The sequence below is a fragment of the Variovorax sp. SPNA7 genome, assembly GCF_033807855.1.
Taxonomy (GTDB): Bacteria; Pseudomonadota; Gammaproteobacteria; order Burkholderiales; family Burkholderiaceae_C; genus Variovorax; species Variovorax beijingensis.
The window spans coordinates 257,077-283,648 of the sequence record NZ_CP138514.1 but is presented as its reverse complement, the minus strand read 5'-3'; the positions used below and the strand labels follow the sequence as shown (position 1 = coordinate 283,648).

Genomic DNA, 26,572 nt, shown 5'->3' with positions numbered 1-26,572 from the left:
ATCCTAGACCCTGCCGCCACGAGAGGGTCAAGCGCTTTGTCGCTATTTCATCCTTGCCAAGGCCCGGTCGCAGCCAGCCTTGAGATGGAACAGGGCATCCGTCAGTTGCAGCGACGGATTCCGGACCCGCAAGGCCTCCACCACCGCCTGGACGTCGATCTCGAAGCGCGCGATGAACTCGGGCGAGTCGTTCTCGGGAAGTCCCGCCATATAGGCGCAGTGCTCGGGGTGGCGATAGAAGGCGCTCACGGCCGGCGGCTCGGCTTGCGCTGGTGCCGAGGAAACATCCGCAAGCGTGGCAAGAGGAAGGAAGGCGCACGCCACGATCAGCGGTTTCAGTGTCATCCGGCGATCCTAGGTCTGTGGCAGTATTTAGAACATGGCATACGCCAAATACGCCAGATCAGGAATCTGAATAATGGATCTCAAACTGCTCAGCATCTTCGACGAGGTCTACAAGACCCGCAGCGTCTCGCGGGCCGGCGAGAACCTCGGCATGCCGCAGTCGTCGATCAGCATCGCATTGGCGCGGCTGCGGCGGCACTTCGGCGATCCGCTCTTTGTCCGTACCTCCGACGGCATGCAGCCGACGCCGCACGCCACTTCATTGGTCGCGCCGGTCCGGCAGGCGCTGGAGTTGCTGCGTGCCGTGACGCGGCAGCAGGCGATCTTCGATCCGGCGAAGGCGCAGCGCACCTTTCGCGTGTGCATGACCGGCATCACGCACCTCGTGCTGCTGCCCCAGCTCATGAACCGCCTGAGCGAGGTCGCCCCGTCGGTCCGGGTCGAGATCACGCACATCTCGGCTCGCACGCCCAAGATGCTGGAAGCCGGGGATGCGGACCTGGCCGTGGGCTTCATGCCGGAACTGGAGGCGGGCTTCTACCAACAGAAATTGTTCGATCAGCGCTTCGTCTGCGTCGTACGCAAGGACCATCCCCGGATTCATGCCCGCCTGACGCAAGGCATGTTCAAGCGAGAGCAGCATGTGGTGGTGTCGGCGGCCGGAGCCGGCAACGAGCTGGTCGAGCGCGAACTCGACCGGCTCGGCGTGCAGCGGAACATCAGCCTGCACCTTCCCGATTTCCTGGGCATCGGCGCGCTGGTGGCACAGACGGAATTGATGATCACGGTGCCTGAACGCGTGGCCGAAACCTTGCTGCGAATCGCCGAAGTGAAGATGTTCAAGCCGCCCTTCACGCTGCCGGGATTCGCCATCAAGCAGCACTGGCACGAGCGGTATCAGCAGGACCCTTCCAACAAGTGGCTGAGGTCGGTGATTGCCGATCTCTTTCTGGAGCGCTAGGGCGGGAGCGAGACCTGCAAAGCTCAGTCGTATGCGGAAATCGCAAGTGAGTCGTTGGAATGCGCAGTCGCGTCGCAATTGGTTGGGGTCATGCGGGCGCAGTCCATGTCCGCCCGACCAGCCTGCTGATCAAGCATCGGTTCCCGACGTCTGCATCCATGCAGGTATGTCGCGCCGGCCATGGAGGACGCGCCAGACATCGATGCAGTCCGACTGTTCGAAGTAGAAGACCAAATACGGGAAGCGAGTCAATGGCCAGAAACGAAGCCCCGGCAGATCGAGTGCATGGGCATAGCTCATGGAGCCCGTCCCGGGATGGCGGCCGACATGGCTGTAGGCCTTTTCGAGTTCGTCGATGAAATCGAGTGCGGCACTTCCTGCACCTTCACTCAGGTAATAGGCGATCGCGTCGTCGACGTCCTGGTTGGCCTGTTTTCGCGGGATGACTGCTTTCGCCTTCACCTGCCGCCGGCCCTGGCTGATTTTTTGCCCGCATTGCGCACCTTCTCACGCAAGCCATTGAAGTAGGCTGCGTCTGCCCCGGCGGCGGGCGCCGAGAGGCCTCCCTGAAGCAACAGGCTGCGCAGCTGGAGCCGCTGCTGGTCCCGTCGGATGAGCTCGCGCACATACTCACTGCTTGTGCCGTAGCCACGTTCGACCACTTGCTCATCCACGAACGACTTCATGGCTTCCGGAAGGGACACGTTCATGGTGCTCATGAGAGAAGTCTATTCTGTTTGGCAAATTTTGGCAAACCTCCCCGAGGCTGCCGAAGTCAATTCACGGAGTAGCGAACGCCCATTCCAGAACTGCGTTCTGTGCGTGAAGCAGAAACCTCTTTGCAGCGACGACGCGGCACTTTGGGTGGAGCATCGCTTCCGCCGACACCTCCTTGCCCCTGGCAACGGGTGGACAAGGAACAAAGCTCGCCTCAGGACGGCACTTCTCGAGGAGATCCGCAGTAATCTGGAACCTCCGTAACTCGTCAGGTTCGGCATTGCTCGGCCAGCAGTCCGTCACGATCAAGTCGGCATCCGCCAGTTCACCCATGTCAGAGCTCGTGCGAAACCGACTTGTGGAATCCGCAGAAGCTGCATGCCAGGTCGGCGAGAAGACCTGCACGACCTCGAGTGGCAGCGCCGCTGCGGCCTCGATCCACGAGCCCAGTATGTTTGCCATCGGCGATACGACGGCGACCTTCACTCCGTCGATACGCCCGCGGCGATGCAGGGCAAAGGCAAGGTCACCGAGCGTCTCGCAGGGGTGGTTGAATCGTGTGCGTGCATTGATCACGGGACCGTTGAAGGCGCCGGCTAGCGAGCGCATCGATGACAGGTCTGGCGCGCGGGTCACGACGCCGTCGAACCAGTTGCCAAGATATGCCGCCAGATCCTCCAGTTCCTCCCCTGAATCCCAACGCAGCGGTGCATGAATGCACAGGCCGCCCATGGCCTGGATGCCCAGATCGAACGCCGTTGTGTTGCGCCACCCGCTGTCATTCACAACCAGCGCCACGCGCTTGTTCGCAAGGCCCTGAGGCATGCATCGGTCATTCCAAAGGCTCTCCATCGCCTGGGCACGCGCAAGGATCGAGACCAGGTCAGCGGGCCTGAGGTCGCTTATTGCAAGCAGGTTCCGTGCGGGGGAATTCATTCCTTTGGAGTCTATCGTTGTGAGCCCCGGCCGCCCGCTGCAAGAGGGATCACGTGGCCGGCAGTTCGAGCCGCTCCCAGGGCTTGTAGGCCCACTCGTATTTTTCGCACGCATAGGACACCAGGATGCCGACGGCTTCCTCGGCGCTGACCGGCTCGACCGAGCGGTAGTGCGCGCCGGTGGTGACCAGCTGATGCTCCAGATGAAAGCCCTCGGCGTCGGCGAACACCTGCATGTAGGTTCCGCCGCGCCGTTCAATGATTGCGAACGCCGACGGGCTGCCCTGCAGCAATGGAATCCAGTGACGAATGTTGGCTTCGTTCGCCGGTTCCGCCACGCCGAACTCGGGGCAATCCAGCATCGGCTCCTGGTATTCCGCGCCAATGTCGAAAAGAAGATGCTCCTGCGCGGTGGACTCGCCGTTCCTGAATATGGCGATCAGGAAGCAATCGCGGATGTCGAGGGGCACATGAACCAGCAATGCATCGTGCGCCTGCGAGCGGCGGGCAAAGACCTGCGCGAGCGCCGGGGCCGTCCATGCTTTCAATTGCAGGGGCCCACGAAGGCTGTGCACAAGTGCCACGGCGCTTTGCTTGACCGCATCGCTTCCGGCGTGATCCTCGGTGCCTCCGTGGAGCAGGTCGATGTACTCGTGAAGTTGCATGAGCCTCGAGGAAGGCGGCTTCGGTTTGCGAGAGAAGAACATCCGATGCAGTTCCTGTCACTGTTTGAGCGACGCCCGGCGGGCCAGCCATGGCTTGACGATGGCATACCACGCGCTGAGCGGCCAGAGCACGACAGCCGAACCCGCGGCGAGAAGCAGCATGTCGATCAGGAGCTCGGCGCCTGGCACGTAGCAATCCGGTGAGGCGGGGCACCCGATTGCGCGGCGGTAGCTTTCGCGGAAACGGTATTGCACAACCGGTATGGCCGCTGCCGCTGCCCACCACAACACGCGCAGAACGCTGCGTAGCAGTTTCAGCCATCTCATGGCAAGTGCTCTACTGCAGCCACCGCAGATTGGCCCAGAACCTGTCACCAAACCGCGCGGCGCAGAAGCCGCAGGCGGCGACGGCGAGCACCACGAGCACGCATGCCTCGAAGGTGCTCAGCGGCCACAGCCTGGCGCACATGCCCAGGCCGACCACAAGGCCCAGCAGCGCCCCGCATGCAAATCGGATCTTCAGCTCGAAGGCATCGGGCTTTCTCCCGGTGAACGTGGACCGTGGTTCGATCTTCATGCGCTGCAACTCCTCTGCCGGACGACGGCTCCTGCCCGCATTCTGCCCTTCGCCCTGATGAGGGTCCCGGGCTGGAGCGGCGCCCACGGCTACGCGGTCTCTTTGCCCGCTTGCGCGACCAAGCTGTGATTGCCGTTGCGGTCCAGCCTGTCGCACAGATCGCTGGAGATGCCGCTGCCGACCTTGCGCACGAACCACTTGCCCGACGCGACGATCTCCTCGTAGTCGGACGTGTGGAACCAGCGCGACAGCGACGGATCGATCAGGTGCAGGTTCGCCGCGTCCCAGACGCCGCTTCCGCTGACGGGCTCCACGGTGTGCTGCAGCGGGGAGTTTGCGAGCAGCGTATGAAAGTAGATCTCGTCGGGCGCCTTGGAGAACCGGAGAAATCGCTTCACCGACGTTTCATGCGGATACGACGCGAGGTAGCGCACGGCTTCAGGGGTCAGCGCCCACCATTGGGAACCGAAGTGCCACTGCGCAAAGAGCGGGAACGAACGGCGCCCGAGCTTGCCGGCGAATTGCAGAAGGCCACGCGACAGCCTTACCAGGGTGAATTTCCTTCCGTCCACCGGAAGGTCCTCGTAGAACCAGAAGTGGCGAACTCTCTCATGCAGCTTGCGCGTGCTTGCCAGAGGAATCATCTTGATGAAGTTCGTGTCTGCATGCAGTTGCGAGAAGGCGCGGAATTCTTCCAGCGGACGCAAGGGATAACAGTTCCCCGAAAGCAGCAAGAAATGGCTCACCTGCGACACCTCGCACTGCGCGAGCGCGGTGCGCATGAGCCTCAGGGTGGCATCGACCTGGGAGATGGCGCCCCAGCGCACGTCGACACGGTCCTTCACGAAATTTACGCGTGGATCGTCAATCCGGAACGCGGAAAAGTCGGCCTTGGCATCGACATGGACGATGCAGCGGCCGACCGAAACCAGCCGCCTCAGCAAGCGCTTCGCCTGCTGTGGATCCGCATGAACAAGCAACAGGAATACCGGGCTCATGTCACGATGGCAGTACGTCTCGTCGGCTGCTGCCTGACCTGGCGGATGGCCCTGGAGAGTGCTCTCAAGGCTGCAGCGACCGAAATCTATCGTACGACAGGTGTGCGGTGGACCGCATCTGGTGGGTACCCCGGCGGGCCGGCCCTTGCCCCGGCGGCAAGCCCACGGTACCCACCCTGGGCTTGCGTCATGCCCGATGCATCAGCGTGTTCGAAGGCAGGGTTTCATCAAGCAGCTTGCGCGCTGTTTCGACGCCTGCCACCGGCAGCAGCTTCGGATCGAGCAGGCCCACCTGCACCAGCACGCTGGCCTGGTCCCAGTAGATGTGCTCGTGGTAGAGCTTGTCGCCGCGGAACTTCACCACCGCGAGCAGCGGGATTTCCACGCGCTTGCCGGTGGGCGCCACGCCCGGAAGCATCCACGGAATTTCGCTGGTGTGCGTGAAGCTGAAGAGCAGTTCGTCCACCACCTGCGTGGCGCCCACCGTGCGCGAGATCGACACGAGCGCGGTGTCGGGCGGATTGCTGTTGACGAAATGCTGGCTGTAGAAGCTGTGCAGCGCCTTGTAGCCCACACCGCCGGTCATCGTTGGAATATGGTTGACATACGGCTCGGCCACCATGGTGGCCATGGTGTCGTCCACGTTGCGGGTGCCGAACTCGTATTCGCAGTGCTTGTCCCACAGCGCCGAGAGGTCGTGGTGCGGGCCGATGGCGGCCTTGAGCGCGGCAATGCTGCGCTCGTGCGCCATCAGCGCCGAAGGCTTGTGGAAATGCTCGCCGCCGGCGCGTGCAAAGGCATGGTCGACACCGGGGTACACGTGCAGCGCCACGCCGGGGCGGCCCTGCAGGGCCTGCACGATGCGCTCGCGCGCTTCGGGCGGGCAGAACCTGTCGCGCTCGGCGATGTGCAGCGTGAGCGGCCGCCTGATCTGGTCGGCCTCGTCCAGCGCGGCCTCGATGCCGACGCCGTAGTAGCCCACCGACACATCCGCATCGGTGCGGCAGGCCGCAAGATAAGCCAGCTTGCCGCCCAGGCAGAAGCCGAGCACGCCGACCTTGCCGCCGCTCACCTCGGACAGGGCGCGCAGCGCATCGATGGCGCACTGCATGTCCTGCATGCCCTTGGCCTCGTCGAAGCCCTGGTAGAAGCCGAAGGCGCGCTGCCAGTCGGCCTCGCTGTAGCCGAGCTCCACATCGGGCTGCTGGCGCCAGAACAGGTCGGGCACGAGCGCCACATAGCCTTCCTCGGCGTAGTAGTCGGCCACCTCGCGCATCGTGTGGTTGACGCCGAAGATCTCCTGGGCAATCACCAGCCCGGGGCCGCTGCCCGAGCGCGGCACGGCGAGGTAGCCGTTGAAGCTGCCGCTGCCATCGCTGGCCTGGATGCGGATGCGGTGCGTGGTGCCGGGTTCTTGTTCCTGCATGCGAGTTTCTCCGTTCAAGGGTTGGATGCTGCGGGCCGCGCGCTCACTGCACGCATTCCGGGTGCCGCGTCGTCACCTGGTAGTAGCCCGAATGAAAGACCAGCGGCTCGCCGTCGAAGCGATCGTAGCGCTCGACCTCGCCGATGAAGATCAGGTGGTCGCCGCCGTCGTACTGCTTCACGTTGCGGCAGACGAAGCGGGCGATGACGCCATTGAGCAGCGGCACGCCGGCCGTGCCCTCGCAGCAATCCACCCCGCCGAACTTGTCCGCCTGCGGCGTCGAGAACTGGCGCGACAGGTGATGCTGGTGCGCCGCCAGCACATTGATGGCGAAGTGGCTGGCGCCGGTGAAGTCGCCCACGCTCGGCGCCTGCCGCGCCAGGCTCCACAGCACCAGCGGCGGATCCAGCGAGACCGACGAGAACGAATTGGCGGTCATGCCCACGCGGCGGCCATCGATGGCCCGGGTGGTGATGACGGTCACGCCGGTGCTGAACTGCCCGAGGGCCTTGCGGAAGTCGCGCCGGTCGAAGCGGTCGACAGCGGCTTCGCGCGCCCGGGTCTCCAGAAAGCGGTCCGCCTCGGCGGCATCGAACCACCAGGGAGCAAAGGCACGCGGATCGTCGAAGCCGTTGACGATGGTGCTCGCCACGGCGGGCATGTGGATGGCGCTCTGCAGCAGCTTCTGCAGATGCGGCTTCGGCGCAGCGAGCAGGCTGTGGGTCCAGTCGGTGGCCCAGCGGGCGTAGCCTTCCCAGTAGCGGTCGAAGGTCTGCTGCATCCACGCGGCGTCGAATGGCGCATCGCTGTTTTCGAGGATCCGCTTCAGATAGATGTCGGCGCACTTGGCCGCGTTGTTGGCGCCCTGCCCGGTGATCGGGTCGTTGAGCACCACTGCATCGGCCAGGCCCAGCACCTTGCACCCGGATGGCAAGGTGGCCACCGGCTTGCGCACCGTCGGCGCGAAGCGGCCCGCGAGGATTCCGTTGTCGTCGGTCAGTTCGATGTCCGCGCAGCGCTCGGCCTCCCAGGGCAGGAAGGTCTCGAGGACCCACTTGCTGCGCGCGAGGTGCTCCTGCGGCGTCTTCACGTCTGCCCAGCAATCCATCGGCCCGCCGGGCACGCCCTCGAACACCATGATCTCGCAGGGCCCGGTCGTCGTCAGCGCCGGGAACACGAAGTATTCGCCGACGCCGGGAATCAGGTTGAAGCACACGCGTGCATACGGCAATGCGGGCTTCATTCCCTTCACATAGGTGAGCGCCAGTGCACGCTGGGGCTGGTCGAAGGGCGAGCGCTCCGTGTCGCGCTCGAACAGCTGCGAGATCTCGCCCTTGCCGCTGGCGACGACCACGAGATCATGCGTTGCAGCGCAGGCTTCCAGCGCGGCGAGCCCCACCTCCTGCAGCACCAGCCGGCCGCCGCGCTGCTCGAACTCGGCCATCCAGGCGGGTATCTTGAGCCGCTGGTCGACCGACTGCGCGGCTCCGTCGAGCCGCGCGCTCCATTCGATGGCCTTGCCGCCTTCGGGGTTGCGCACCGCCATGCCGATGCCCTCCACGGCGGGGCATTCGTGCGCCCACCAGTCCAGCTCCAGTTCGCGCTCGGTCTGCAGCGCGGTCTCGAACATGCACTGGCTCGACATCACCGGCCCTTCGAGAATCTCCCGTGCCGTGCGGTTCGAGAAAACCGTCACCTCGTGCCCCGCGCGCTGCAGGCCAAGCGCGAGCTGCATGCCGGACTGGCCGGCGCCGACGATGGCCACGCGTCGCTTCATGCCTTCGCTCCGGCCTACGCGGCGGCCGCGCAGGTTTCGATGTAGCGCTGCGCTTCCGCGGGATCCGCGAACCACGGGAAGAAGGTGCGCGGATCGTCGAAGCCGTTGGCAAAGGCGCTGGCCAGCGGCGGTATCGCACCGGCGCTGCCGAGCAGCGTGAGCACATGGGGCGGCGGCGGCGCGAGCAGCATGTTGGTCCACTGCGTGACCCATTGCGCGTAGCCGAACCAGTAGCGGTCGAAGGTCTGCTGCATCCACGCCGCATCGGCCGCGCCGTCGCCGCGCGCGAGGATGCTCTTCAGATAGGTGTCGGCGCACTTGGCCGCGTTGTTGGAGCCCTGCCCCGTGATCGGATCGTTGAGCACCACGACGTCGGCCAGGCCCAGCACCTTGCGCCCGGATGGCAAGGTGGCCACCGGCTTGCGCACCGTCGGCGCGAAGCGGCCCGCGAGGATACCGTTGTCGTCGGTCAGTTCGATGTTCTTGCAACGCTCGGCCTCCCACGGTGTGAAGGTGTCGAGAATCCATTGGCTGCGCGCGAGGTGCTCCTGCGGCGTCTTCACGTCTGCCCAGCAATCCATCGGCCCGCCGGGCACGCCTTCGAACACCATGATCTCGCAGGGGCCCGTCGTCGTCAGCGCCGGGAACACGAAGTATTCGCCCACGCCGGGAATCAGGTTGAAGCACACGGCCGAGAACGGCTCGCGCGGCACCATTCCCTTCACATAGGTCAGCGCCAGCGCGCGCTGCGGCTTGTCGAAACTCGACTTGTGGGCATCGCGCTCGAAGAGCTTCGAGATCTCGCCCTTGCCGCTGGCCACCAGCGTGAGGTCGTGGCTTTGCGTGCAGGCTTCGAGCTCGTCGATGCCCGCGTCCTTGAAGACGAGTTCGCCGCCCTTCTTCTGGAACGCATCCATCCAGGCGGGGATCTTCACGCGCTGGTCGACCGACTGCGCGCTCGAATTCAGCCGCGCGGCCCAGTCGATGGCCTTGGCGCCCTTCTGCTCGGGATGCGGCACGGCCAGGCCGATGCCGTCCACGGTGGGGCAGTCGTGCGCCCATAGGTCCAGGCCCAGGTCGCGCTCGATCTGCAGCGAGGTGTGGAACATGCACTGGCTCGACATGACCTTGCCGCGGCGGATGTCCTCGCCGGTGCGGTTGCTGAACATCGTGACTTCGTAGCCTGCGTCGAGCAGACCGAGCCCCAGTTGCAGGCCCGACTGGCCCGCGCCGACGATTGCGATTCGCTTCATTTCATCTGCTCCTTGATGCTCCGTGGGGAGCTAGTCCATCAACCTGGGAATGGCGGGCACGGCCTGCTCGGGGCCCATGGCGGCATAGCCGCCGTCCACCGCGTAATCGGCGCCGGTCACGAAACTGGCATGGTCCGAACACAGGAACAGCACCACCTGCGCCACCTCGTCCGGATCGCCGACACGCCCGAGCAGATGGAAAGGCGCGGCCACGCGGTCGGTCTTGGCGCGGTCGCCGCCGCTGAGCCGGTCCATCACGGCCGACCATGTCCAGCCCGGCGACACGCTGTTCACGCGGATGCGGTCCGCCGCCAGGTCCATCGCCATGTTGCGGGTGAGCTGCGCCATGGCGGCCTTGCTCACCGGATAGAGCCAGCGCCCCGTCTGCGCCACGCGCGACGAGATGCTCGTGAAATTGACCACCGCCCCGCCACCGGCCGCGACCATGTGTGGATGCGCGGCCTGCAGCATCGCCACCGCGCTGGCCACGTTCACGTTGAACGAAGCGAGCCAGTCGGCGCGCGGCGACTTGAAGCCGTCGTCCAGGTAGGAGCACGCCAGGTTGATGAGAAAGTGCACACCGCCGTGCCGCGCGGCGGCCTCGGCCACGCAAGCCTGCACCTGCGCATCGTCGGTGATGTCGGTGCGCACGAAGCGCACGCCGGCGCCGAGCGAATCCGCCAGCGCCTGGCCGTTGGCCGCATCGATGTCGGCAACGACGACCTTCGCACCCGCCGCGTGCAGCGCGCGCACCACGCCGGCGCCTATCAGTGTGGCGCCACCGGTGACGATGGCGCTCTTGCCCTCGAGTCCCTTGAACATGGCGTTTGCTCTCCTCGGTTCGGTCGGGCAGGCCGGGATGGCCTGTGTGGGAGCGAACCTTACGAGCCAGCGGGCCTTCGGCGAGTCCCGCAAACGCAGCGCCTGTCCCTGGCGCGCAGCTTTTATCGAGGGCTGGTCCGAATTGTGGCCGGGGATGGTTTTTGCTAGGGTGGCCTCGCCCCATGGAAACCGCCACGACCCCACCGCTGCCGCTGCAGCGCTACCGGCTTTTCGAGAGCCACGACATGGACGAGGCGCGCGAAAGCGTGGCCCGCGTGTTCTGCCCGCACGGCCTGGTCATGCTGCGGCCGCGCACCGAGCTCGACGCCTGCCACCACAGCGCGCGGCTGCATCGGGACGTGAGCCTCAACTACGTGCAGTACGGCCCGGGCGTGCAGATCGACCCAGGCTACCTGCAGGATTTCTTCCTGCTGCAGATTCCGCTGCGCGGCGGCGCCGAGATCCGCTGCGGCGCGCAGCATGTGGAGGCGAATCCGCGCCTGGCCTCGCTGCCTTCGCCGACCGAGCCGCTGTCGATGCGCTGGGCCGACGACAGCCCGCACCTGATCGTGCGGCTGGCCCGCTCCGCACTGCTCTCGCGGCTCGAATCGCTGCTCCAGGCGCCCGTCCGGCAGCACCTGGTGTTCGACCTGGGCGTGCCGCTCGACAACCCCGCGCTGGCACCGGTGGTGCACTTCATCGACTACCTGCGGCTCACGCTCGACAGCGGCACCGCGCTGCAGGCCGGCGGCCGCCTGGCCGAGCATGCCGAGGAATACCTGATGGCGAGCCTGCTGATGTCCGCGGCGCACAACCATTCGCGCGCCCTGGCCGGCGATGCCCAGCGCAGCCTGCTGCCGCGCGTGGTCCGCAGGGCGCAGGACTACATGGCGGCGCACGCCGACCAGCCCTTGTCGCTGGCCGACGTCTGCCGCGAAGTGGGCTGCAGCGCGCGTGCGCTGCAACTCGCGTTCCGCCAGCATGCGGGCCTGGGCCCGATGGAATTCCTGCGCGAGCAGCGCCTCGACAAGGTGCGCGCCGAGCTGCGCATGCCGAGCCATGCCGGCGTGCGCGACGTTGCGGCGAAGTACGGCTTTCTTCACATGGGCCACTTTGCGGCACAGTACCGCACCCGCTTCGGCGAGCGGCCCTCGGAAACCCGGGCGCTGCGCGCCTCCTGACTTCCTCGGCCTCAGGGCACCAGCAGCAGCTTGCCCGTGGTCGCGCGGCTGCCCATGTCGGCGTGGGCCCTGGCGGCATCGGCCAGCGGATACACGCCGCCGATATGGACCTTGAGCTTGCCTTCGGCGATCCAGCCGAACAGCCTCGCCGAGTGCGCGCGCAAGAGCTCCGGCGTGGGGATGTGATCGGAGAACACCGCGTAGCCCAGCTTGATGCTCCTGGGCAGGCTCATGATGTCGATGGCACCCGGCCCGCCCAGCACCGGGCCGTACCAGCAGAAGGTCCCCGAGCGGCGCAGCACGTCCAGCGAACCCTGGAAGGTGGTGGGGCCCGAGCCGTCGAACACCACGTGCACGCCCTCGCCGCCGGACAGCTGCCGCGCCTGCTCGGCGAAGCTGCCTTCGCTGTCGACGATCACGTGGTCCGCACCGGCCGCCGTGGCCACCGCCACCTTGTCCGTCGACGACACGCGGCCGATCACGCTGCCGCCGCGCAGCTTGACGATCTGCGTCAGCAGCAGCCCGAGGCCGCCGGCTGCCGCGTGGACGAAGGCGATATCGCCGGGCTGCACCGGATAGAAGTCGGTGGCGAAATGGCTCGCGGTCAGGCCTTGCATCATCACCGCCGCCGCGGTCCTGTCGTCGATGCCATCGGGAATGGGCACCAGCGACGTGGCCGGAATGGCGATCTGCTCCGCATAGCTGCCGGGCGCATAGACCCAGGCCACGCGCTGCCCGGTGGCGAAGCCCTCGACCCCCTCGCCCACGGCCAGCACGCGGCCTGCGCCCTCGACGCCCAGGATCTTCGGGTTGGGCATCTCGCTCCACGCCATGCCCTGGCGCACGCCGATGTCCATGAAATTGACGCCGGCGACGGCGACCTCCACCAGCACCATCCCACGGCCGGGCACCGGGTCCGGCCGCGTCACATGCGCCAGCACGTCGACGTTGCCGGCCTGGTTCATCACCACTGCTTTCATCGTCTTTCCTTTTTCACGCCATGCCGTCCGCGGCGGCGATGGTCTTCGGCTCCAGGAAAGCCTCCATGCCGAAGACGCCGAACTCCCTGCCGACGCCCGACTGCTTGACGCCGCCGAAGGGCGCAGCCAATTCGGGCACGATGCGATTGACCAGCACGGTGCCGGCCCGCAGCCGCGAGGCCACGCGCAGGGCATGCTGCGCGTCGGACGAGAAGACGTAGGCCTGCAAGCCGTAGGGCGAGTCGTTCGCGATGTCGATGGCTTCGGCCTCGTCGCCATAGCCGATCATCGAGAGCACCGGCCCGAAGATCTCCTCGCGCGCAATGTCCATGTCGTTGCGCACTTCGGCAAACACGGTGGGCCGCACGAACCAGCCTCGCTCGAAACCGGCCGGCCGACCCTCGCCGCCGGCCACGAGGGTTGCGCCCTGCGCCAGGCCGCGGCGGATGAAGTGCTGCACGCGATCGAACTGCGCCTGGCTCGCGAGCGGTCCGACCGCGGTGGCAGGGTCACGCGGATCGCCCACGCGCAGTGCGGCCACCGCCGCTCGCACCTGTTCAATAGCAGCCTTCATGCGCGCGTGCGGGATCAGCAGGCGGGTGCCCGCCACGCAGGCCTGGCCGTTGTTCATGAAGGCGGCATTCAGCGCCAGGGGCAGTGTGGCGGCCAGGTCGGCGTCGTCCAGCACCAGGGCGGCCGACTTGCCCGAGAGCGCGAGGCTCACGCGCTTCATGGTGTCGACGCCCGCGCGTGCAATGAGCTTTCCGGTCTGCGTGGAACCGGTGAACGAGATCTTCGCGATGCCCGCACTGGTGGCGATCTCGTCGCCCACATCGCTGCCGCGCCCGAGCAGCACATTGAAGACGCCGGGCGGCAGGCCCGCGTCGTGCAGCGCCTCGGTCACGGCCTGCACCTGCAGCGGGCCCAGCTCGCTCGGCTTGATGACCGAGGCGCAGCCCGCGGCAATTGCCGAAGCCAGCTTGCTGCAGATGCTTCCGGCGGCGGCGTTCCAGGGCGCAATGAGGCCGGCGACGCCGACCGGCTCCATCACCACGGTGGCCTCGCCCAGGCGGCGCTCGAAGGCATAGTCCCGCAGCGCCTGCGCCGTGGTGGCGAAGCATTGCGAGGCGTAGTTGCTGACCCACTGCGAGCGGGCCAGCGGGCCGCCGTATTCCTCGATGGTGGCCTCGCGGATCCGGTCGGTGCGTGCCAGCACCGCGGCCTCGAGGCGCCGGAGCATGTCGATGCGCTGCGCCCTGGTACTTCGCGCGAGCGCCGGCTGGGCGCGGTTCGCCGCGGCAATGGCGCGCTTCGCATCCTCGCGGTTCGCCAGCGTCACCGTGCCGATGGCCCGCTCGGTCGCGGGGTTGCAGATCTCCAGCCGCTCGCTGCCCTGCACGGGCACGAAGGCGCCATCGATGTAGGCCTGGTCGATGTTCCACATGGGGTCCGCCGCCTCAGCCGCGCGCCACGTCGAGCACTGCCTTGGCAAAGGCCTCGGGCGCTTCCTGCGGCAGGTTGTGGCCGATGCCGCCGCTGACCAGCCGGTGCTCGTAGGTTCCCGAGAACTTCTTCGCGTAGGTGCTGGGCTCCGGATGCGGCGCGCCGTTGGCGTCGCCCTCGAGCGTGATGGTCGGCACGCCGATCACCGGTGCCTTGGCCAGCCGGTCCTCGAGCGCCTGGTACCTGGCCTCGCCGTCGGCCAGGCCCAGGCGCCAGCGGTAGTTGTGGACAGTGATGGCCACGTGGTCGGGGTTCTCGAAGGCCACGGCGCTGCGCTCGAAAGTGGCCGCATCGAAGTTCCACTTCGGAGAGGCCAGCTGCCAGATGAGCTTGGCGAAGTCGTGGCGGTTCTTCTCGTAGCCCGCACGGCCGCGCTCGGTTGCGAAGTAGTACTGGTACCACCACTGCAGCTCGGCCGCGGGCGGCAGCGGGTTCTTGCCGGCCTGCTGGCTGCCGATGAGATAGCCGCTGACCGACACCAGCGCCTTCACGCGCTCCGGCCACAGCGCGGCCATGATGCAGGCCGTGCGCGCGCCCCAGTCGCAACCGGCCACGGTGGCGGACTTGATCTTCAGCGCGTCCATCAGCGCGATGATGTCCACGGCGACCACCGACTGCTGCCCGTTGCGCGGCGTGTGGGCCGACAGGAAGCGGGTGCTGCCGTAGCCGCGCAGATAGGGCACGATCACGCGAAAGCCCGCAGCCGCAAGCTGCGGGGCGATGTCGACGAACATGTGGATGTCGTAGGGCCAGCCGTGAAGAAGAATCACGGGCGCGCCGTCGGCGGGGCCGGCTTCGTAGTAGCCGATGCTGAGCGAGCCCGCATCGATGTTCTTGAGCGGTTCGAGGCGCCTCGAACCGCCTGTGCCGGCGGATTGGGCAAAGGCGGGAACGATCGAGCTCAGCTGGGCGGCAGCGACGCCGAGCGCCGCCTTGGCGAGGAAGGAACGGCGCGGCAACGGGGGCGAAACAATCATTGAGATCTCCTGGAATCCGAAGTGGTGGAGAGATTGTTCTGCCCGCAGGCGGCCTGGCGGCGGCCTTGCGTATGCCTGTGTATCTGGGCCGGCTTCGCCAACAATAAATTTCAATTGCAGGCGCGCGCCAAGGTGCAGCGCTGGCCGCGGGCCGATGGAACTCGGCTTGCGCCGCGGCTGCGCTATCCCGCCGCCACGATCACATGCGCCTGGATCTTGCCTTCCACCGGCCCTTCGCCATGGCGGCTGACGATCGCCTCCGCCGCGCGGTCCGTCGCGCGCTGAAGCAGGCTGGCGTCGCGCGCCTCGATCTCGCTGCGCAGCGGCGTCCCCTGGCAGTAGGCGGTGGCCACCTCGCGCGCCGAGGGCGAGCGGCTCAGCTCCTCACGCGTCTCGATCTCGATGCCGGTGAATCCTGCCCGGCCCAGATCCTCGCGGATGCGTGCGGTGTCGTGATAGCCGTGCGGCGTGCGGGCAAGGAACCGCGGAGGGTCGTGCGGAAACACGGCGGCGACGGCGTGGGTGACCTCGTCGGCAAAGGCGTTCTCCTCGATGCGGTCCCAGACATTGAAGACGAATCGCCCGCCCGGCCTCAGCACGCGGCGCGCCTCGGCGTAGCCGGCACTGCGGTCGGGGAAGAACATCGCGCCGAACTGGCAGCAAACAACGTCGAACGAGGCATCGTCGAACGGCAGGTGAAGCGCGTCCGCCTGCCGCCACTCGATGCGGCTGTCGGCGCCCTGTCGGCTGGCGGCGTAGTCGAGCATGGGCTGGTTGAGGTCGGTCACCACGTAGCGCGCACCGGCGCCGAGCCTTGGCGCCAGCGCCCGCGTGACCACGCCGCTGCCGGCCGCCGTTTCGAGCACCGCACCGGGCGAGAAGGCCGCGACACGCTCCGCCATGTCGGCGGCATAGGCCTCGAAGATCAAGGGGACCATCAGCGTGTCGTAGAACTTCGGGATCGAGCCCGCGAACACCTTGTCGCTCTCAGCCATGTGATCTCCTTGAAGTTCCGGACGGCGGCCCGGCCATGGTGGACCTGCACGCCAGCCTCGTCAACGTCGTCCTACGAGCTTCTCTCCATCATCCGGCGAACGGCCTACGCCAGGCTGCCGCCACGCGCGATGAATTCGCGGGTGATCTGCTCGCCGAGCGCCAGCAGCGGTGCGCCCAGTTCGAGCGCCACCTCGTTCGCCGGCTCGCTGGTGGACAGGCTCGCATTGAGCACGTGCACGCGCTCGTTCGGAAGCGCCAGCGGCATGGCCAGCGCAACGATCTCGGGCTGCCACGAGGCCACGCACCAGCCGCGGCGGCGCACGCTCTCGATGGCCTTGTCGATCTCCCTGCGAAGCCGCGGCCAATTGCTGCGGCGCGCCTCGAACTCCTTCGCCAGTTCGGCACGCCGCGCCAGCGGCGCCGTTGCCAGCCAGGCACGGCCGAGCGAGGTGAGCTCGATCGGCACGCGCTGTCCGCTCACCACGCTGCGCAGCGACGCCTTCTTGTTGTAGCGGATCGACTCGAGGTACAGCATCTCGGAACGATCGGCGACCGCGAGCCCGACGTTGATGCGCAGTTTCTCGGCCAGCGCCCGCATCCGCGGGGCGGCCACCTGCAGCACGGTGGAGCCGGTGCGCATGGCGTGCGCGAAGCTCAGCACCGGCGCCGCGAGCCGGTAGGCGCGCGCGGGCCGGTCGTGCTCGAGCAGTCCCGCGCCGACCAGCGTCTGCGTCAGGCGGCTCACGGTGGCTGGCGCCAGGCCGGTGCGCTCCGCGAGCTCGCCGTTGCCCAGCAGCGTGGAGCCGGGCCGGAAGGCACGCAGGATCTCGATTCCACGTTCGAGCGAGCGGTTGGATGGGGTGGGCATTCGATGTCTCCTCGCGGCAGCCCTTCAATTCCACGCAGTGGAAGAAGGCAGGTGCGCTGGCGGAGTATGCGTCCTAAGCTCGGGCCATACCGACAAGCGGGAAAGAGAGACATCCGTGCGCGACGCCGACGGCGTCGTGGCCGTGCTCGCCCCGTGATCCGGTGCATGACAAAAAATGGAGACACCATGAACCCGAATCGCATGTCGCGCCGAGGCTTCCACGCCGCTGCGGGCGCCGGCCTCGCGCTCGCGGCCTTGGGCCCGCTCGCGAACGCACAGTCCGCCTTTCCGTCGAAGCCGATCCGCATCGTCGTGCCCTTTGCAGCCGGCGGCCCGACCGACCTGATGGCGCGCGCCATCGCCAAGAACATGGCCCCCAGCCTCGGCCAGCCGGTGATCGTCGACAACAAGCCCGGCGGCGGCGGCGTGATCGGCATGAGCGAGATCGCCCGCGGCCCGGCCGACGGCTACACGATGGTCTTTCCCTCGATCCTCGCGGTCACCAATCCGGCGCTGATGCCGAACTATCCGTTCGACACGCTGCGCGAGTTTGCGCCGCTCACGGTGGTGGGCTTCATTCCGCATGCAGTGGTGGTGAAGCCGGACTTCCCGGCCAGGAACCTGCAGGAGCTGGTCGCGATGGCCAAGGCCCAGCCCGGCGGCCTTTCCTACGGCTCCTCGGGCAACGGCACCTCTGCGCATCTGGGCGCCGCATTGTTCGTGCAACGCGCCGGCATCCGTGCGGTCCATGTGCCCTACCGGGGCGCCGGCCCCGCAGTGCAGGACCTGCTGGGCGGCCAGATCCAGTTCATGTTCCTCGACATGAGTTCGGCACTCGCGCAGATCAAGGCGGGCAGGCTGCGCGCGCTCGCAGTCGCGCCGAAGTCGCGCTTCACCGGCCTGCCCGATGTGCCGACCGTCGCCGAGCAGGGCTATCCCGGCTTCGACGTGCATGGCTGGTACGGGCTGCTGCTGAAGGCCGGCACGCCCGCGCCGGTCGTGCAGCGGCTCTATGCCGAGGTCAAGCGCTCGCTCGATACGCAGGAAGTGCGCGAGATCTTCCAGGCCCAGGGCATCGAGCCCGGCGGCATGCCTCCGGCCGACTTCACGGCGCTGATACGCGACGACCTCGCGCTGTGGAAGCGCACGGTCGAGCAGTTGAACATCACCTTGCAATGAAGGAGCGCCGCCCGATGCGCATCGTCATCCCCGACGACTACCAGGACTGCGTCCGCACGCTCGACTGCTTCGGCAAGCTCGATGGGCACGAGGTCCGCATCTTCAACGACACGGTGAAGAGCACCGATGAACTCGCGGCGCGTTTCGCGGACGCCGAGGCGATCGTGCTCACCCGCGAGCGCACGCGCATCGATGCGGCGCTGCTCGAGCGGCTGCCCCGCTTGCGTCTCATCAGCCAGACCGGCAAGCTGGCGGGCCACGTCGATGTCGCGGCCTGCACGGCCCGCGGCGTGGCGGTGGCCGAAGGCAGCGGCGCAGGTTCGGCCACCGCCGAACTGACCTGGGCGCTCGCGCTGGCAAGCCGCCGGCACCTGGTCGAGGAAGCCACGCGTCTGCGCCAGGGCCGGTGGCAGGGCCACCTGGGCCAGCAGCTCGGCGGCCAGCGTCTGGGCGTGTGGAGCTACGGGCGCATCGGCCGCCAGGTGGCCGCCTACGGGCGCACCTTCGGCATGAAGGTCTGGGTGTGGGGGCGCGAGGGCTCGACTTCGGCGGCACGCGCGGACGGCTTCGAAGTGGCGCCCTCACGCGAGGCCTTCTTTGCACAGAGCGACGTGATCAGCCTGCATGTGAGGCTCAACGAGCACACCCGGGGCATGGTCTCGGACGAAGACCTGGCCCGCATGAAGGCCAGCGCCCTGCTGGTGAACACCAGCCGCGCCGAGCTGGTCGCGCCCGGTGCGCTGGAACGCGCGCTGGTGGCGGGCCGGCCGGGCTTCGCGGCCGTGGACGTGTTCGAGGAAGAGCCCGTACGCGCAGGCGAGCATCCGCTCCTGGAACTGCCCAACGCGCTGTGCACGCCACACATCGGCTATGTCGAGCGCGACAACTACGAGCGCTACTTCGGCATCGCCTTCGACCACGTCAACGCGTTTGCCGCAGGGCGCTTGAAGGACGCGCTCAACCCCTCGGTCCTGCGCCCGGGCTAGGACCTGTCTGCGAGGCGGCGGTGGCGGACACGGCCGATCGACTTATTCTGACGCTCGTGGCGGTTTTGAATGTGACAAATTCACATTCAACTATTCCAAGCGGACGGCATTCGAGGCATTCCCCCGAGCCGGCCATCGGAGAACCGAATGCCACTCTTTCTTCTGTTGAGGCTGCACCGCGTGCAGCTGCCCGTCCGCGTCACCGACCCCGAGGAAGTCCGGCAGGTCTCGATGCTGGTGGCCACCGGCCTGATCGAAGCCGAGTTCGCAGCCATCAGGTCGCGGGCGCGGCAAGCCGTATGGCAGGTGGCCACGGTGACCCGCATCACGGAAGAAGGCTTTGCCGAGATCGCCAGGGCGGGCAAGGTGCCCGAACCGGCGCAGACCTTCATTCGATTTCCCAGGGGATTGCGATTGCTCTGACCTGCGATCGGCACCCGGCAGCTATCGATCGACCGCCGCCCACAACCGCAAGGCCGCAGCCACGATGGCCTCGGGTGCATCTTCCTGCACCAGGTGCTTGGCATCGGGCACCGGCGTGAAGGACGCAGCGCTCATGCGCCTTGCCAGTTCGCGCCCGTCGGCCATCGGGATCCACTCGTCTTCCTCTCCCCACAGAATGGCGACGGGGCAGCGCATCTCGCCATAGCGCCACTCGACTTCCTCGGTGTACTTGTCGTCCATCTGCGCGACCTGCCGCCAGAACGCCTTCTGCCCCTCGTCGCCGAGCCAGGGTGCGAGGTAGCGCTGCATTTCGTCTTCGCGCAGCGCGCTCCCGACGGCCGTGCCGATGTACGCCCGCAGCATGGCCTCGTGGATGTAGGCAGGCAGGCTCGCGAACACCTCTTCATGCTTCCTGGCCGCCTGCACCAACGGCGAGCCCTGCGGGCTGATCGCCACCGGATCGACCAGGACCAGCGAGCGATAGTCCAGGCCGTTCAGCAGGTGGCCGCGCAGCGCGCTCGATCCGCCGAAGTCGTGCGCCACCACGTCGGGACTGCTGAGCCCCCAATGCCGATACAGGGCAGCGAAGAGCTCGCTCTGCACGCCGCGGGAGACGTCCGCATCCGGCTTGTCGGAGAGGCCATAGCCCAGCATGTCGAAATAGAAGACGCGCCGCTCGCGGGCAAGGCATGGCGCAATCCGCCGCCACTCGGCCGAGGAAAATGGCGTGCCGTGAAGAAGCACGGCCGGAGGCCCCTCCCCGAGGGAGCCCCACGCAACGGCGTGTCCCTGGAAGTCGAAGCGTTCGGGCAGATTCAATTCATTGCTGGGCATCGCGGGCTCTTCTCACAGCAGATCGGGTCATCCCGCGAACGAGATTGTCATGAGACGAATCTCAGCGAACGAGAACGGCTGGATAGCCATCGCGAGGAGAGGGTTGAAAGGGTCATGTCGAATGCGCGCACTTCGGCTCAGTTCTTCTGCGCGAGCTGCTCCAGAATCGCCGGATTTTCCAGCGTCGAGATGTCCTGCGTGATGGCCTCGCCCTTGGCGATGCTGCGCAACAGGCGCCGCATGATCTTGCCGCTGCGCGTCTTGGGCAGGTTGTCGCCGAAGCGGATGTCCTTGGGCTTGGCGATCGGGCCGATCTCCTTGGCCACCCAGGCGCGCAGCTCGTTGGCGATCTGTTTCGCCTCCTCGCCGCTCGGGCGCCCGCGCTTGAGCACGACAAACGCGCACACCGCCTCGCCCGTCACGTCGTCGGGCCGCCCCACCACCGCGGCCTCGGCCACCAGGTCGGTCTTGGACACCAGCGCCGATTCGATCTCCATCGTGCCCAGGCGGTGGCCCGAGACGTTGAGCACGTCGTCGATGCGCCCGGTGATGCGGAAGTAGCCGCGGTCGGCCCCGGAACCGGAGGGTCCGCCAGCGGACCGCACCGCGCCGTCGCCGGCCAGGTAGATGGTGCCGCCCATCTCCTCGGGGAAGTAGCTCTTTTTGAAGCGCTCGGGGTCGTTCCAGATGGTGCGGATCATCGAGGGCCAGGGCCGCTTGATGACCAGCATGCCGCCCGCGCCGTTGGGCAGGTCCTTGCCGGTCTCGTCCACGATGGCCGCCGCGATGCCCGGCAGCGGCAAGGTGCACGAGCCCGGCACCAGCGGCGTGGCGCCCGGCAAGGGCGTGATGACGTGGCCGCCGGTCTCGGTCTGCCAGAAGGTGTCGACGATCGGACATTTCTCATGGCCGATGTGCCGGTGGTACCACATCCAGGCCTCGGGGTTGATGGGCTCGCCGACGGAGCCGAGGATGCGCAGGCTGTCCAGGTTCCAGTTCTTCGGGTGCACCTTCTCGTCCGATTCGGCAGCCTTGATGAGCGAGCGGATGGCGGTGGGGGCGGTGTAGAAGACGCTGACCTGGTGCTTCTCGATCATCTGCCAGAAGCGCCCGGCGTGCGGGAAGGTGGGGATGCCCTCGAACACGACCTGGGTGGCGCCGGCGGCGAGCGGCCCGTAGGCGACGTAGGTGTGGCCGGTGATCCAGCCGATGTCGGCGGTGCACCAGAAGACGTCCTCGGGCCGGATGTCGAAGGTCCAGTCCATGGTGAGCCGAGCCCACAGCAGGTAGCCGCCGGTGGCGTGCTGCACGCCCTTGGGCTTGCCGGTGGAGCCGGAGGTGTAGAGGATGAAGAGCGGGTGCTCGGCGTTGACGGGCACGGGCGGGCAGTCGGTGCTCTGGCCAGCCAGCGCCTCGGCGAAGGTCTTGTCGCGGCCGTCGACGCGGGGCCAGGCGCTGGGGGTGCGCTCGTAGACGAAGACGGTCTGGATGGATTCGCAGCCGCCCAGGGCAATGCCGTCGTCGACGATGGCCTTGAGGGGCAGCTCCTTGCCGCCGCGCAGCTGGTAGTTGGCGGTGATGACGGCCACGGCGCCGGCATCGATGATGCGCTCCTGCAGGGCCTTGGCGGAGAAGCCGCCGAACACCACGCTGTGGGTGGCGCCGATGCGGGCGCACGCCTGCATGGCGACCACGCCCTCGATGGTCATGGGCATGTAGATGATGACGCGGTCACCCTTGCCGATGCCGGCGGCCTTCAGGGCGTTGGCGAACTGGCTCACGCGGGCGAGCAGTTCCTTGTAGGTGACGTTGGTGACGGCGCCGTCGTCGGCCTCGAAGACGATGGCGGTCTTGTGCTCGACGGGGGTGCCGATGTGGCGGTCCAGGCAGTTGGCGCTGGCGTTGAGTTCGCCGTCGCCGAACCACTCGTAGAACGGCGCCTTCGACTCGTCGAGTGTCTTCGTGAAGGGCTGGGTCCAGTCCAGGTTCTCGCGCGCCAGGCGGCTCCAGAAGCCTTCGAAGTCCTGTTCGGCCTCCTGGCACAGGGCCTCGTAGGCGGCCATGCCGGCGATGCGGGCGCCGGTGCTGGCGCGGGCGTCGGGGGGGAACACGCGGTTCTCGACCAGGACGGATTCGATGGGGTTGGGCAGGCTCATGGGTGTTCGGACACGTCGTCCGTCGTTGGGTGTGGTGGTTGTGGGTATCCGCTGGAATGCGCAAGGTCGAGTGCCATGGCTCGCCGGTTCACGGCGCCTGCCAGGCGACGTTTCCTCCTTCGAACATCGTGCGCAGCCGCCCGCCCTGGACCAGCGCATTGACGCTGGCCTGCAGCGCCTGGGCCAGGTCGGTGGCGTCCTTCTTGACCGCCATGCCCACCGCCCAGCCGTTGCGCTGGATGCGCGGCGAAGGCAGCGGCGCAATCGCAAAGCGCGCGTCGCCGCGCAGCACCGACTCGATCTCGGACGCGAGCCCCGCGGCCGCGGCCACCTCGCCGCGCTGCAGGGCGCGTGCGGCCTCGGTACCGTCCTTCGGCTGAGTGTCGAGCTGGTCGCGGTAGGCGCCGTTGTCGGCACCGATCATGAGCCAGCCCGCGAGCGTCTTGCCGGAAACGGCCACCTTCGCATCGCCGAGCGCCGAGAGCGTGTCCAGCTGCGGCAGGCGGTCGAGCCGCCGCGCCAGCACCACGCGCTCGCGGTAGTACGGCGCGAAGATGAGCGCCTGCGGCGTCTCGTCCATCAGCGGGCGGTCCACCGGAACGTGCAGCAGCACGTCGGCCGGGCCGAAGCCCAGGTAGTGGCCGCGCCACACCATGTGGCGCAGGTCGTCGCCCATGTTCTCGTCGGCCAGGAAGGGCAGCAGCGAGAGCTTCACATCGAGCGCGCCGGCCAGCGCGCGCGCCAGCTCGATGTCGATGCCCTCGCCGGCCAGGTGGAACGGCGGCATGTCCTGGTAGATCGCCACGCTCAGCGTGCCGCGCGCGCGGATCCGGTCGAGCGCGCCCGCACGCGCCATGCCGGCGAGCGCGGCCACGCCGGCGGCCGCGGCCCACTGCAGGCAGGCGCGGCGCGAGAGTCGCGGGAAAGAAGAAGGAGGTGTGTGCATGGCAGCCGTCTCACATCGGCTTGTCGCGCCGCGTCTCCAGGAAGGACTTGATGGCCCAGATCGCCTCCTGGTTCATCGTTCCTTCGAACGGCGGCATGTAGACGGCGCCGTTGCGCGTGCGGCCGCGCCGCACGGTGGTGAGGTAGAGGTCGTCGGTCTCCTTCACGCAGGCCGCCTTGCGCGCCGCGTCCTTGAGAGTGGCGCAGTCGTTGTCGAGCTTGCGCAGGTCGGGCGCGATGCCGCCGGAGATGGCGTCGATGCCATGGCAGCGTGCGCAGTTCTGGTTGTAGGCGGAGGTGCCGATCTGGACGGCCCCGCTGTTGCCGCGGAACGGGTTCTCGGCGCGCCACTGCTCGCCCAGCTTCGGCAGCGAGGACGTGTCCACGGCCTGCGGCGTGACGTCGCCGTGGGCCCGGGCAGCGCCGGAAAGGGCCATGCCCAGCATCGCCGCCGCCAGCGCGGCGCGGGCCAGGGGCCGCAGGGTTCGTGGATCGGGATTCATCATGTCGGGTCTCCGTTGTGGTGATGGGGAACCCGCACAAATTCGCAATCGCTGTGCCAAGGGCCATTGCTTCAAGCAGGAACACAACTTGCCTTAGCTGTAGCGTCCAGGCCGCTGGACAGTGCCCACAAGGGCCGGTTGCTGTGGCATCCTTGCCGCCGCAGCGCCGGGACGGAACACCTGGCCCACGACGGGTGTTCCAAAATGAAGCGACCAGTGAACAGCATTCGAACTGGCCAGAGACAAGTCGCCCGCAAAAAAAGCGGGACAGGAGACAGCAGATGGTTGATGCCTTTCATGCCCCAGCCAGCCCTTCCCATGGCTGGATCCAGCCATCGGGGCTGGCCGTCACTCCGCCCCAGGCCGGCCGCAGCGAACTGATCCAGCAGTGGCACGAGCGCTGCGCCGCGCTGGGCCTGTCGCGCGTGGAGCGGCCGGACTTCGATCCGCTGCGGCGCAGCGACCTCGTGGTGGCGCGCGAGCGCAACCAGCGGCTGTTCACGCATGCGGCGCCGGTCATGGAGATGCTGCTCGAGCAGATCGTCGACACCGACAGCATGATCGTGCTGGCCGACACCACCGGCACCATCCTGCACTCTGTGGGCGACGACAGGTTTTTGCAGCGCGCCAACAAGGTGGCGCTCACGCCGGGCGTGAGCTGGGCCGAGCATTCCAAGGGCACCAACGCCATCGGCACCACGCTGGTCGAGGAGACGCCGACGGTCGTGCACGGCGGCGAGCACTTCATCCACGCCAACAACTTCCTCACCTGCTCGGCCGCACCGATCTTCGACCCGCGCGGCGAGATGCTGGGCGTGCTCGACGTCACCGGCGACCAGCGCTCCTACCACCAGCACACCATGGGCCTGGTGCGCATGTCGGCGCGCATGATCGAGAACCAGTGGTTGTCGGACGACTACGGCAACCGCCTGCGGCTGCACTTCCATGGCCGCGCGGAGTTCATCGGCACGCTGCTCGAAGGGATCATCGTGGTGGGCGTGGACGGCAAGATCCTGGGCGCCAACCGCAGCGCGCTGGACCAGCTCGACATGAGCATTGCCGCGCTGCGCATGCAGAGCCTGCCGAGCCTGTTCGGCATCACGGCCTCGGCCGTGTTCGACCACTTCCGCACGCCGCTGCCCACGCCGATGATGCTGCACGCGGCCAACGGGCAGCAGTTCCACGTCAGCGCCCGCTTCAACGGGCCGCAACGCGCGGTGGTGCTGGACATGCCCGTGACCTCGGTGGAAGCGCGCATGCCCACGCCCGCCCACGATGCCGCCACCGCGGCCGCGCGGCCGCCCTGCCCTTCGGCGCAGGCCCCCTTCTCCGGCCTGCGCTACCTCGACACCGGCGATGCGCAGATCGCGGCCACGCTGCAGAAGGTGCGGCGCGTCATCAACCGCGACATTCCGCTGCTCGTCCTCGGCGAGACCGGCACCGGCAAGGAACTGCTCGCGCGCGCCGTGCACCAGGACTCGAACCGGGCCCGGCAGCCCTTCGTGGCGGTCAATTGCGCGTCCATTCCCGAATCGCTGATCGAGGCCGAGCTGTTCGGCTACGAGGACGGCGCCTTCACCGGCGCGCGCCGCAAGGGCGCGGTCGGGCGCATCGTGCAGGCCAACGGCGGCACGCTGTTCCTGGACGAGATCGGCGACATGCCGCTGCCCTTGCAGGCGCGGCTGCTGCGGGTGCTGCAGGAGCGCAACGTCACGCCGCTGGGCAGCCTCAAGTCGATTCCGGTGGACATTGCCGTGATCGGCGCCACGCACCGCAACCTGCGCGAGATGATCGATGCGGGCACCTTCCGCGAAGACCTCTACTACCGCCTCAACGGCCTGGTGGTGCGGCTGCCGGCGCTGCGCGAGCGCAGCGACCTGGACGTGGTGGCGCGGCGCATCCTGCTGGCCGAATGCCCGCAGGACACGCCCGGCATCGAGCCCTCGGTGCTCGCGCTCTTCAAGGCCTATGCGTGGCCCGGCAACCTGCGCCAGCTGGCCAACGTGCTGCGCACCGCCGCCGTGATGGCCGCGGGCGAAGGCCACATCTGCGAGCATCACTTGTCGGACGACTTCCTGGAGGATGTGCGGCGCGTGCGGCCCCAAGCTGCGACCGCTGCGGCGGCATTCGCACCGGCACCCGCGCCCACTCCCGCACCGGAGCCCGCTGCAACGCAGACGGCGTACGCCGTCGCCGTGCCCGAGCCCCTGCCCCAACCCGCGCAAGGCGCCGAGCCATCGCCCGCTGCCGCCCCGAGCGCCCCGCGCACGCTCGAGGAAGCCGAGATCGAGATGATCCGCAGCGCCCTTGCGGCGGCCGACGGCAACATCTCGGTCGCCTCCAAGCGCCTGGGCATCAGCCGCAACACCATCTACCGCAAGCTGCGCTGGAACAAGGCCGACTGACACAGGCCCTGTGAGGGCCGGGGGAAACCCTGTGCCAGCGCCGCACGGCGCTGTACCAGCCTGGAGCAGTTCGCGCAGGCATGCGACTTGCGCCACGCCACTCGTGCAGCCCACACGAGGAGACTTCATGCAACGGTCG

Annotated in this window: 27 protein-coding genes; 6 read left to right on the top strand and 21 right to left on the bottom strand. The window is 67.6% G+C overall.

Translation table 11 applies throughout. The features are described 5' to 3' along the window. Positions 1-42 precede the first annotated feature (42 nt). On the bottom strand, positions 43-345 hold the full coding sequence (locus RZE77_RS29035; protein ID WP_319443160.1) for a hypothetical protein: 303 nt from the start codon (positions 343-345) through the stop codon (positions 43-45). 73 nt (positions 346-418) lie between these two features. Here RZE77_RS29035 and RZE77_RS29030 point away from each other — a divergent pair, with 73 nt between their 5' ends. After that, positions 419-1,306 (top strand): LysR family transcriptional regulator, encoded by an 888-nt coding sequence (locus tag RZE77_RS29030; RefSeq protein ID WP_319443159.1) that lies wholly within the window; start codon positions 419-421, stop codon positions 1,304-1,306. 129 nt (positions 1,307-1,435) lie between these two features. Here RZE77_RS29030 and RZE77_RS29025 read toward each other — a convergent pair whose 3' ends face one another. The 11 genes from RZE77_RS29025 to RZE77_RS28975 form a co-directional block, all read right to left on the bottom strand. Further along, positions 1,436-1,768 carry a type II toxin-antitoxin system RelE/ParE family toxin gene (locus tag RZE77_RS29025; RefSeq protein ID WP_319443158.1) on the bottom strand — a complete coding sequence of 111 codons (333 nt, stop codon included), beginning with the start codon at positions 1,766-1,768 and terminating at the stop codon, positions 1,436-1,438. Further along, positions 1,765-2,025 carry a type II toxin-antitoxin system ParD family antitoxin gene (locus tag RZE77_RS29020; protein WP_319443157.1) on the bottom strand — a complete coding sequence of 87 codons (261 nt, stop codon included), beginning with the start codon at positions 2,023-2,025 and terminating at the stop codon, positions 1,765-1,767. Before RZE77_RS29020 ends, RZE77_RS29025 begins: the two co-directional genes overlap by 4 nt. 61 nt (positions 2,026-2,086) lie before the next feature. Beyond that, complete coding sequence (locus RZE77_RS29015; RefSeq protein WP_319443156.1) at positions 2,087-2,959, bottom strand: ornithine carbamoyltransferase; 873 nt, start codon at positions 2,957-2,959, stop codon at positions 2,087-2,089. 49 nt (positions 2,960-3,008) lie between these two features. Then, on the bottom strand, positions 3,009-3,623 hold the full coding sequence (locus RZE77_RS29010; protein ID WP_319443155.1) for a hypothetical protein: 615 nt from the start codon (positions 3,621-3,623) through the stop codon (positions 3,009-3,011). Positions 3,624-3,680: 57 nt separating this feature from the next. Further along, the gene (locus tag RZE77_RS29005; protein ID WP_319443154.1) at positions 3,681-3,950 is read right to left on the bottom strand and encodes a hypothetical protein; all 270 of its coding nucleotides are present in this window, start codon (positions 3,948-3,950) and stop codon (positions 3,681-3,683) included. Between the two features lie 10 nt (positions 3,951-3,960). Further along, complete coding sequence (locus tag RZE77_RS29000) at positions 3,961-4,200, bottom strand: hypothetical protein (RefSeq protein ID WP_319443153.1); 240 nt, start codon at positions 4,198-4,200, stop codon at positions 3,961-3,963. A gap of 89 nt (positions 4,201-4,289) precedes the next feature. Beyond that, complete coding sequence (locus RZE77_RS28995; protein ID WP_319443152.1) at positions 4,290-5,198, bottom strand: beta-1,6-N-acetylglucosaminyltransferase; 909 nt, start codon at positions 5,196-5,198, stop codon at positions 4,290-4,292. A gap of 187 nt (positions 5,199-5,385) precedes the next feature. Continuing rightward, positions 5,386-6,624: a dienelactone hydrolase family protein gene (locus RZE77_RS28990; RefSeq protein WP_319443151.1), complete on the bottom strand. Its 1,239-nt coding sequence runs from the start codon at positions 6,622-6,624 to the stop codon at positions 5,386-5,388. Between the two features lie 43 nt (positions 6,625-6,667). Beyond that, positions 6,668-8,401: a styrene monooxygenase/indole monooxygenase family protein gene (locus RZE77_RS28985; RefSeq protein ID WP_319443150.1), complete on the bottom strand. Its 1,734-nt coding sequence runs from the start codon at positions 8,399-8,401 to the stop codon at positions 6,668-6,670. A 14-nt stretch (positions 8,402-8,415) separates the two neighbouring features. Beyond that, positions 8,416-9,654, bottom strand: coding sequence for a styrene monooxygenase/indole monooxygenase family protein (locus tag RZE77_RS28980; RefSeq protein WP_319443149.1), 1,239 nt, complete (start codon positions 9,652-9,654; stop codon positions 8,416-8,418). 30 nt (positions 9,655-9,684) lie between these two features. Continuing rightward, entirely contained in the window at positions 9,685-10,476 is a 792-nt protein-coding gene (locus RZE77_RS28975; RefSeq protein WP_319443148.1) for an SDR family oxidoreductase, read from the bottom strand. A 182-nt stretch (positions 10,477-10,658) separates the two neighbouring features. Between RZE77_RS28975 and RZE77_RS28970 the strand changes: the two genes are divergently transcribed. Next, positions 10,659-11,657, top strand: coding sequence for an AraC family transcriptional regulator (locus RZE77_RS28970; protein ID WP_319443147.1), 999 nt, complete (start codon positions 10,659-10,661; stop codon positions 11,655-11,657). Between the two features lie 11 nt (positions 11,658-11,668). Here RZE77_RS28970 and RZE77_RS28965 read toward each other — a convergent pair whose 3' ends face one another. The 5 genes from RZE77_RS28965 to RZE77_RS28945 all read right to left on the bottom strand — a co-directional run bounded on the left by RZE77_RS28965 (position 11,669) and on the right by RZE77_RS28945 (position 16,981). Beyond that, positions 11,669-12,637: a quinone oxidoreductase family protein gene (locus RZE77_RS28965; protein ID WP_319443146.1), complete on the bottom strand. Its 969-nt coding sequence runs from the start codon at positions 12,635-12,637 to the stop codon at positions 11,669-11,671. A 13-nt stretch (positions 12,638-12,650) separates the two neighbouring features. Further along, the gene (locus tag RZE77_RS28960) at positions 12,651-14,081 is read right to left on the bottom strand and encodes an aldehyde dehydrogenase family protein (RefSeq protein WP_319443145.1); all 1,431 of its coding nucleotides are present in this window, start codon (positions 14,079-14,081) and stop codon (positions 12,651-12,653) included. A 13-nt stretch (positions 14,082-14,094) separates the two neighbouring features. Further along, the gene (locus RZE77_RS28955; RefSeq protein ID WP_319443144.1) at positions 14,095-15,117 is read right to left on the bottom strand and encodes an alpha/beta fold hydrolase; all 1,023 of its coding nucleotides are present in this window, start codon (positions 15,115-15,117) and stop codon (positions 14,095-14,097) included. Positions 15,118-15,299: 182 nt separating this feature from the next. Then, on the bottom strand, positions 15,300-16,112 hold the full coding sequence (locus RZE77_RS28950; protein ID WP_319443143.1) for a class I SAM-dependent methyltransferase: 813 nt from the start codon (positions 16,110-16,112) through the stop codon (positions 15,300-15,302). A 104-nt stretch (positions 16,113-16,216) separates the two neighbouring features. Further along, the gene (locus RZE77_RS28945; RefSeq protein ID WP_319443142.1) at positions 16,217-16,981 is read right to left on the bottom strand and encodes an IclR family transcriptional regulator; all 765 of its coding nucleotides are present in this window, start codon (positions 16,979-16,981) and stop codon (positions 16,217-16,219) included. Between the two features lie 186 nt (positions 16,982-17,167). Here RZE77_RS28945 and RZE77_RS28940 point away from each other — a divergent pair, with 186 nt between their 5' ends. From RZE77_RS28940 to RZE77_RS28930, 3 genes are all read left to right on the top strand, one after another. Then, complete coding sequence (locus RZE77_RS28940) at positions 17,168-18,160, top strand: Bug family tripartite tricarboxylate transporter substrate binding protein (RefSeq protein ID WP_319443141.1); 993 nt, start codon at positions 17,168-17,170, stop codon at positions 18,158-18,160. Positions 18,161-18,174: 14 nt separating this feature from the next. Beyond that, positions 18,175-19,146, top strand: coding sequence for a D-2-hydroxyacid dehydrogenase family protein (locus tag RZE77_RS28935; RefSeq protein WP_319443140.1), 972 nt, complete (start codon positions 18,175-18,177; stop codon positions 19,144-19,146). 147 nt (positions 19,147-19,293) lie between these two features. After that, positions 19,294-19,569 carry a hypothetical protein gene (locus RZE77_RS28930; protein ID WP_319443139.1) on the top strand — a complete coding sequence of 92 codons (276 nt, stop codon included), beginning with the start codon at positions 19,294-19,296 and terminating at the stop codon, positions 19,567-19,569. Positions 19,570-19,590: 21 nt separating this feature from the next. Here RZE77_RS28930 and RZE77_RS28925 read toward each other — a convergent pair whose 3' ends face one another. The 4 genes from RZE77_RS28925 to pedF form a co-directional block, all read right to left on the bottom strand. Next, positions 19,591-20,424, bottom strand: coding sequence for an alpha/beta fold hydrolase (locus tag RZE77_RS28925; protein ID WP_319443138.1), 834 nt, complete (start codon positions 20,422-20,424; stop codon positions 19,591-19,593). A 137-nt stretch (positions 20,425-20,561) separates the two neighbouring features. Beyond that, positions 20,562-22,580, bottom strand: a complete 2,019-nt coding sequence (gene acs / locus RZE77_RS28920; protein ID WP_319443137.1) for an acetate--CoA ligase — start codon at positions 22,578-22,580, stop codon at positions 20,562-20,564. An 88-nt stretch (positions 22,581-22,668) separates the two neighbouring features. Next, positions 22,669-23,526, bottom strand: a complete 858-nt coding sequence (locus tag RZE77_RS28915) for a substrate-binding periplasmic protein (protein ID WP_319443136.1) — start codon at positions 23,524-23,526, stop codon at positions 22,669-22,671. Positions 23,527-23,536: 10 nt separating this feature from the next. Beyond that, positions 23,537-24,031, bottom strand: coding sequence for a cytochrome c-550 PedF (pedF, locus tag RZE77_RS28910; RefSeq protein ID WP_319435191.1), 495 nt, complete (start codon positions 24,029-24,031; stop codon positions 23,537-23,539). A gap of 278 nt (positions 24,032-24,309) precedes the next feature. On the opposite strand from pedF, the gene RZE77_RS28905 reads away from it, so the two are divergent. After that, positions 24,310-26,433, top strand: a complete 2,124-nt coding sequence (locus RZE77_RS28905; protein ID WP_319443135.1) for a sigma-54-dependent Fis family transcriptional regulator — start codon at positions 24,310-24,312, stop codon at positions 26,431-26,433. The last annotated feature ends 139 nt before the right edge of the window (positions 26,434-26,572 follow it).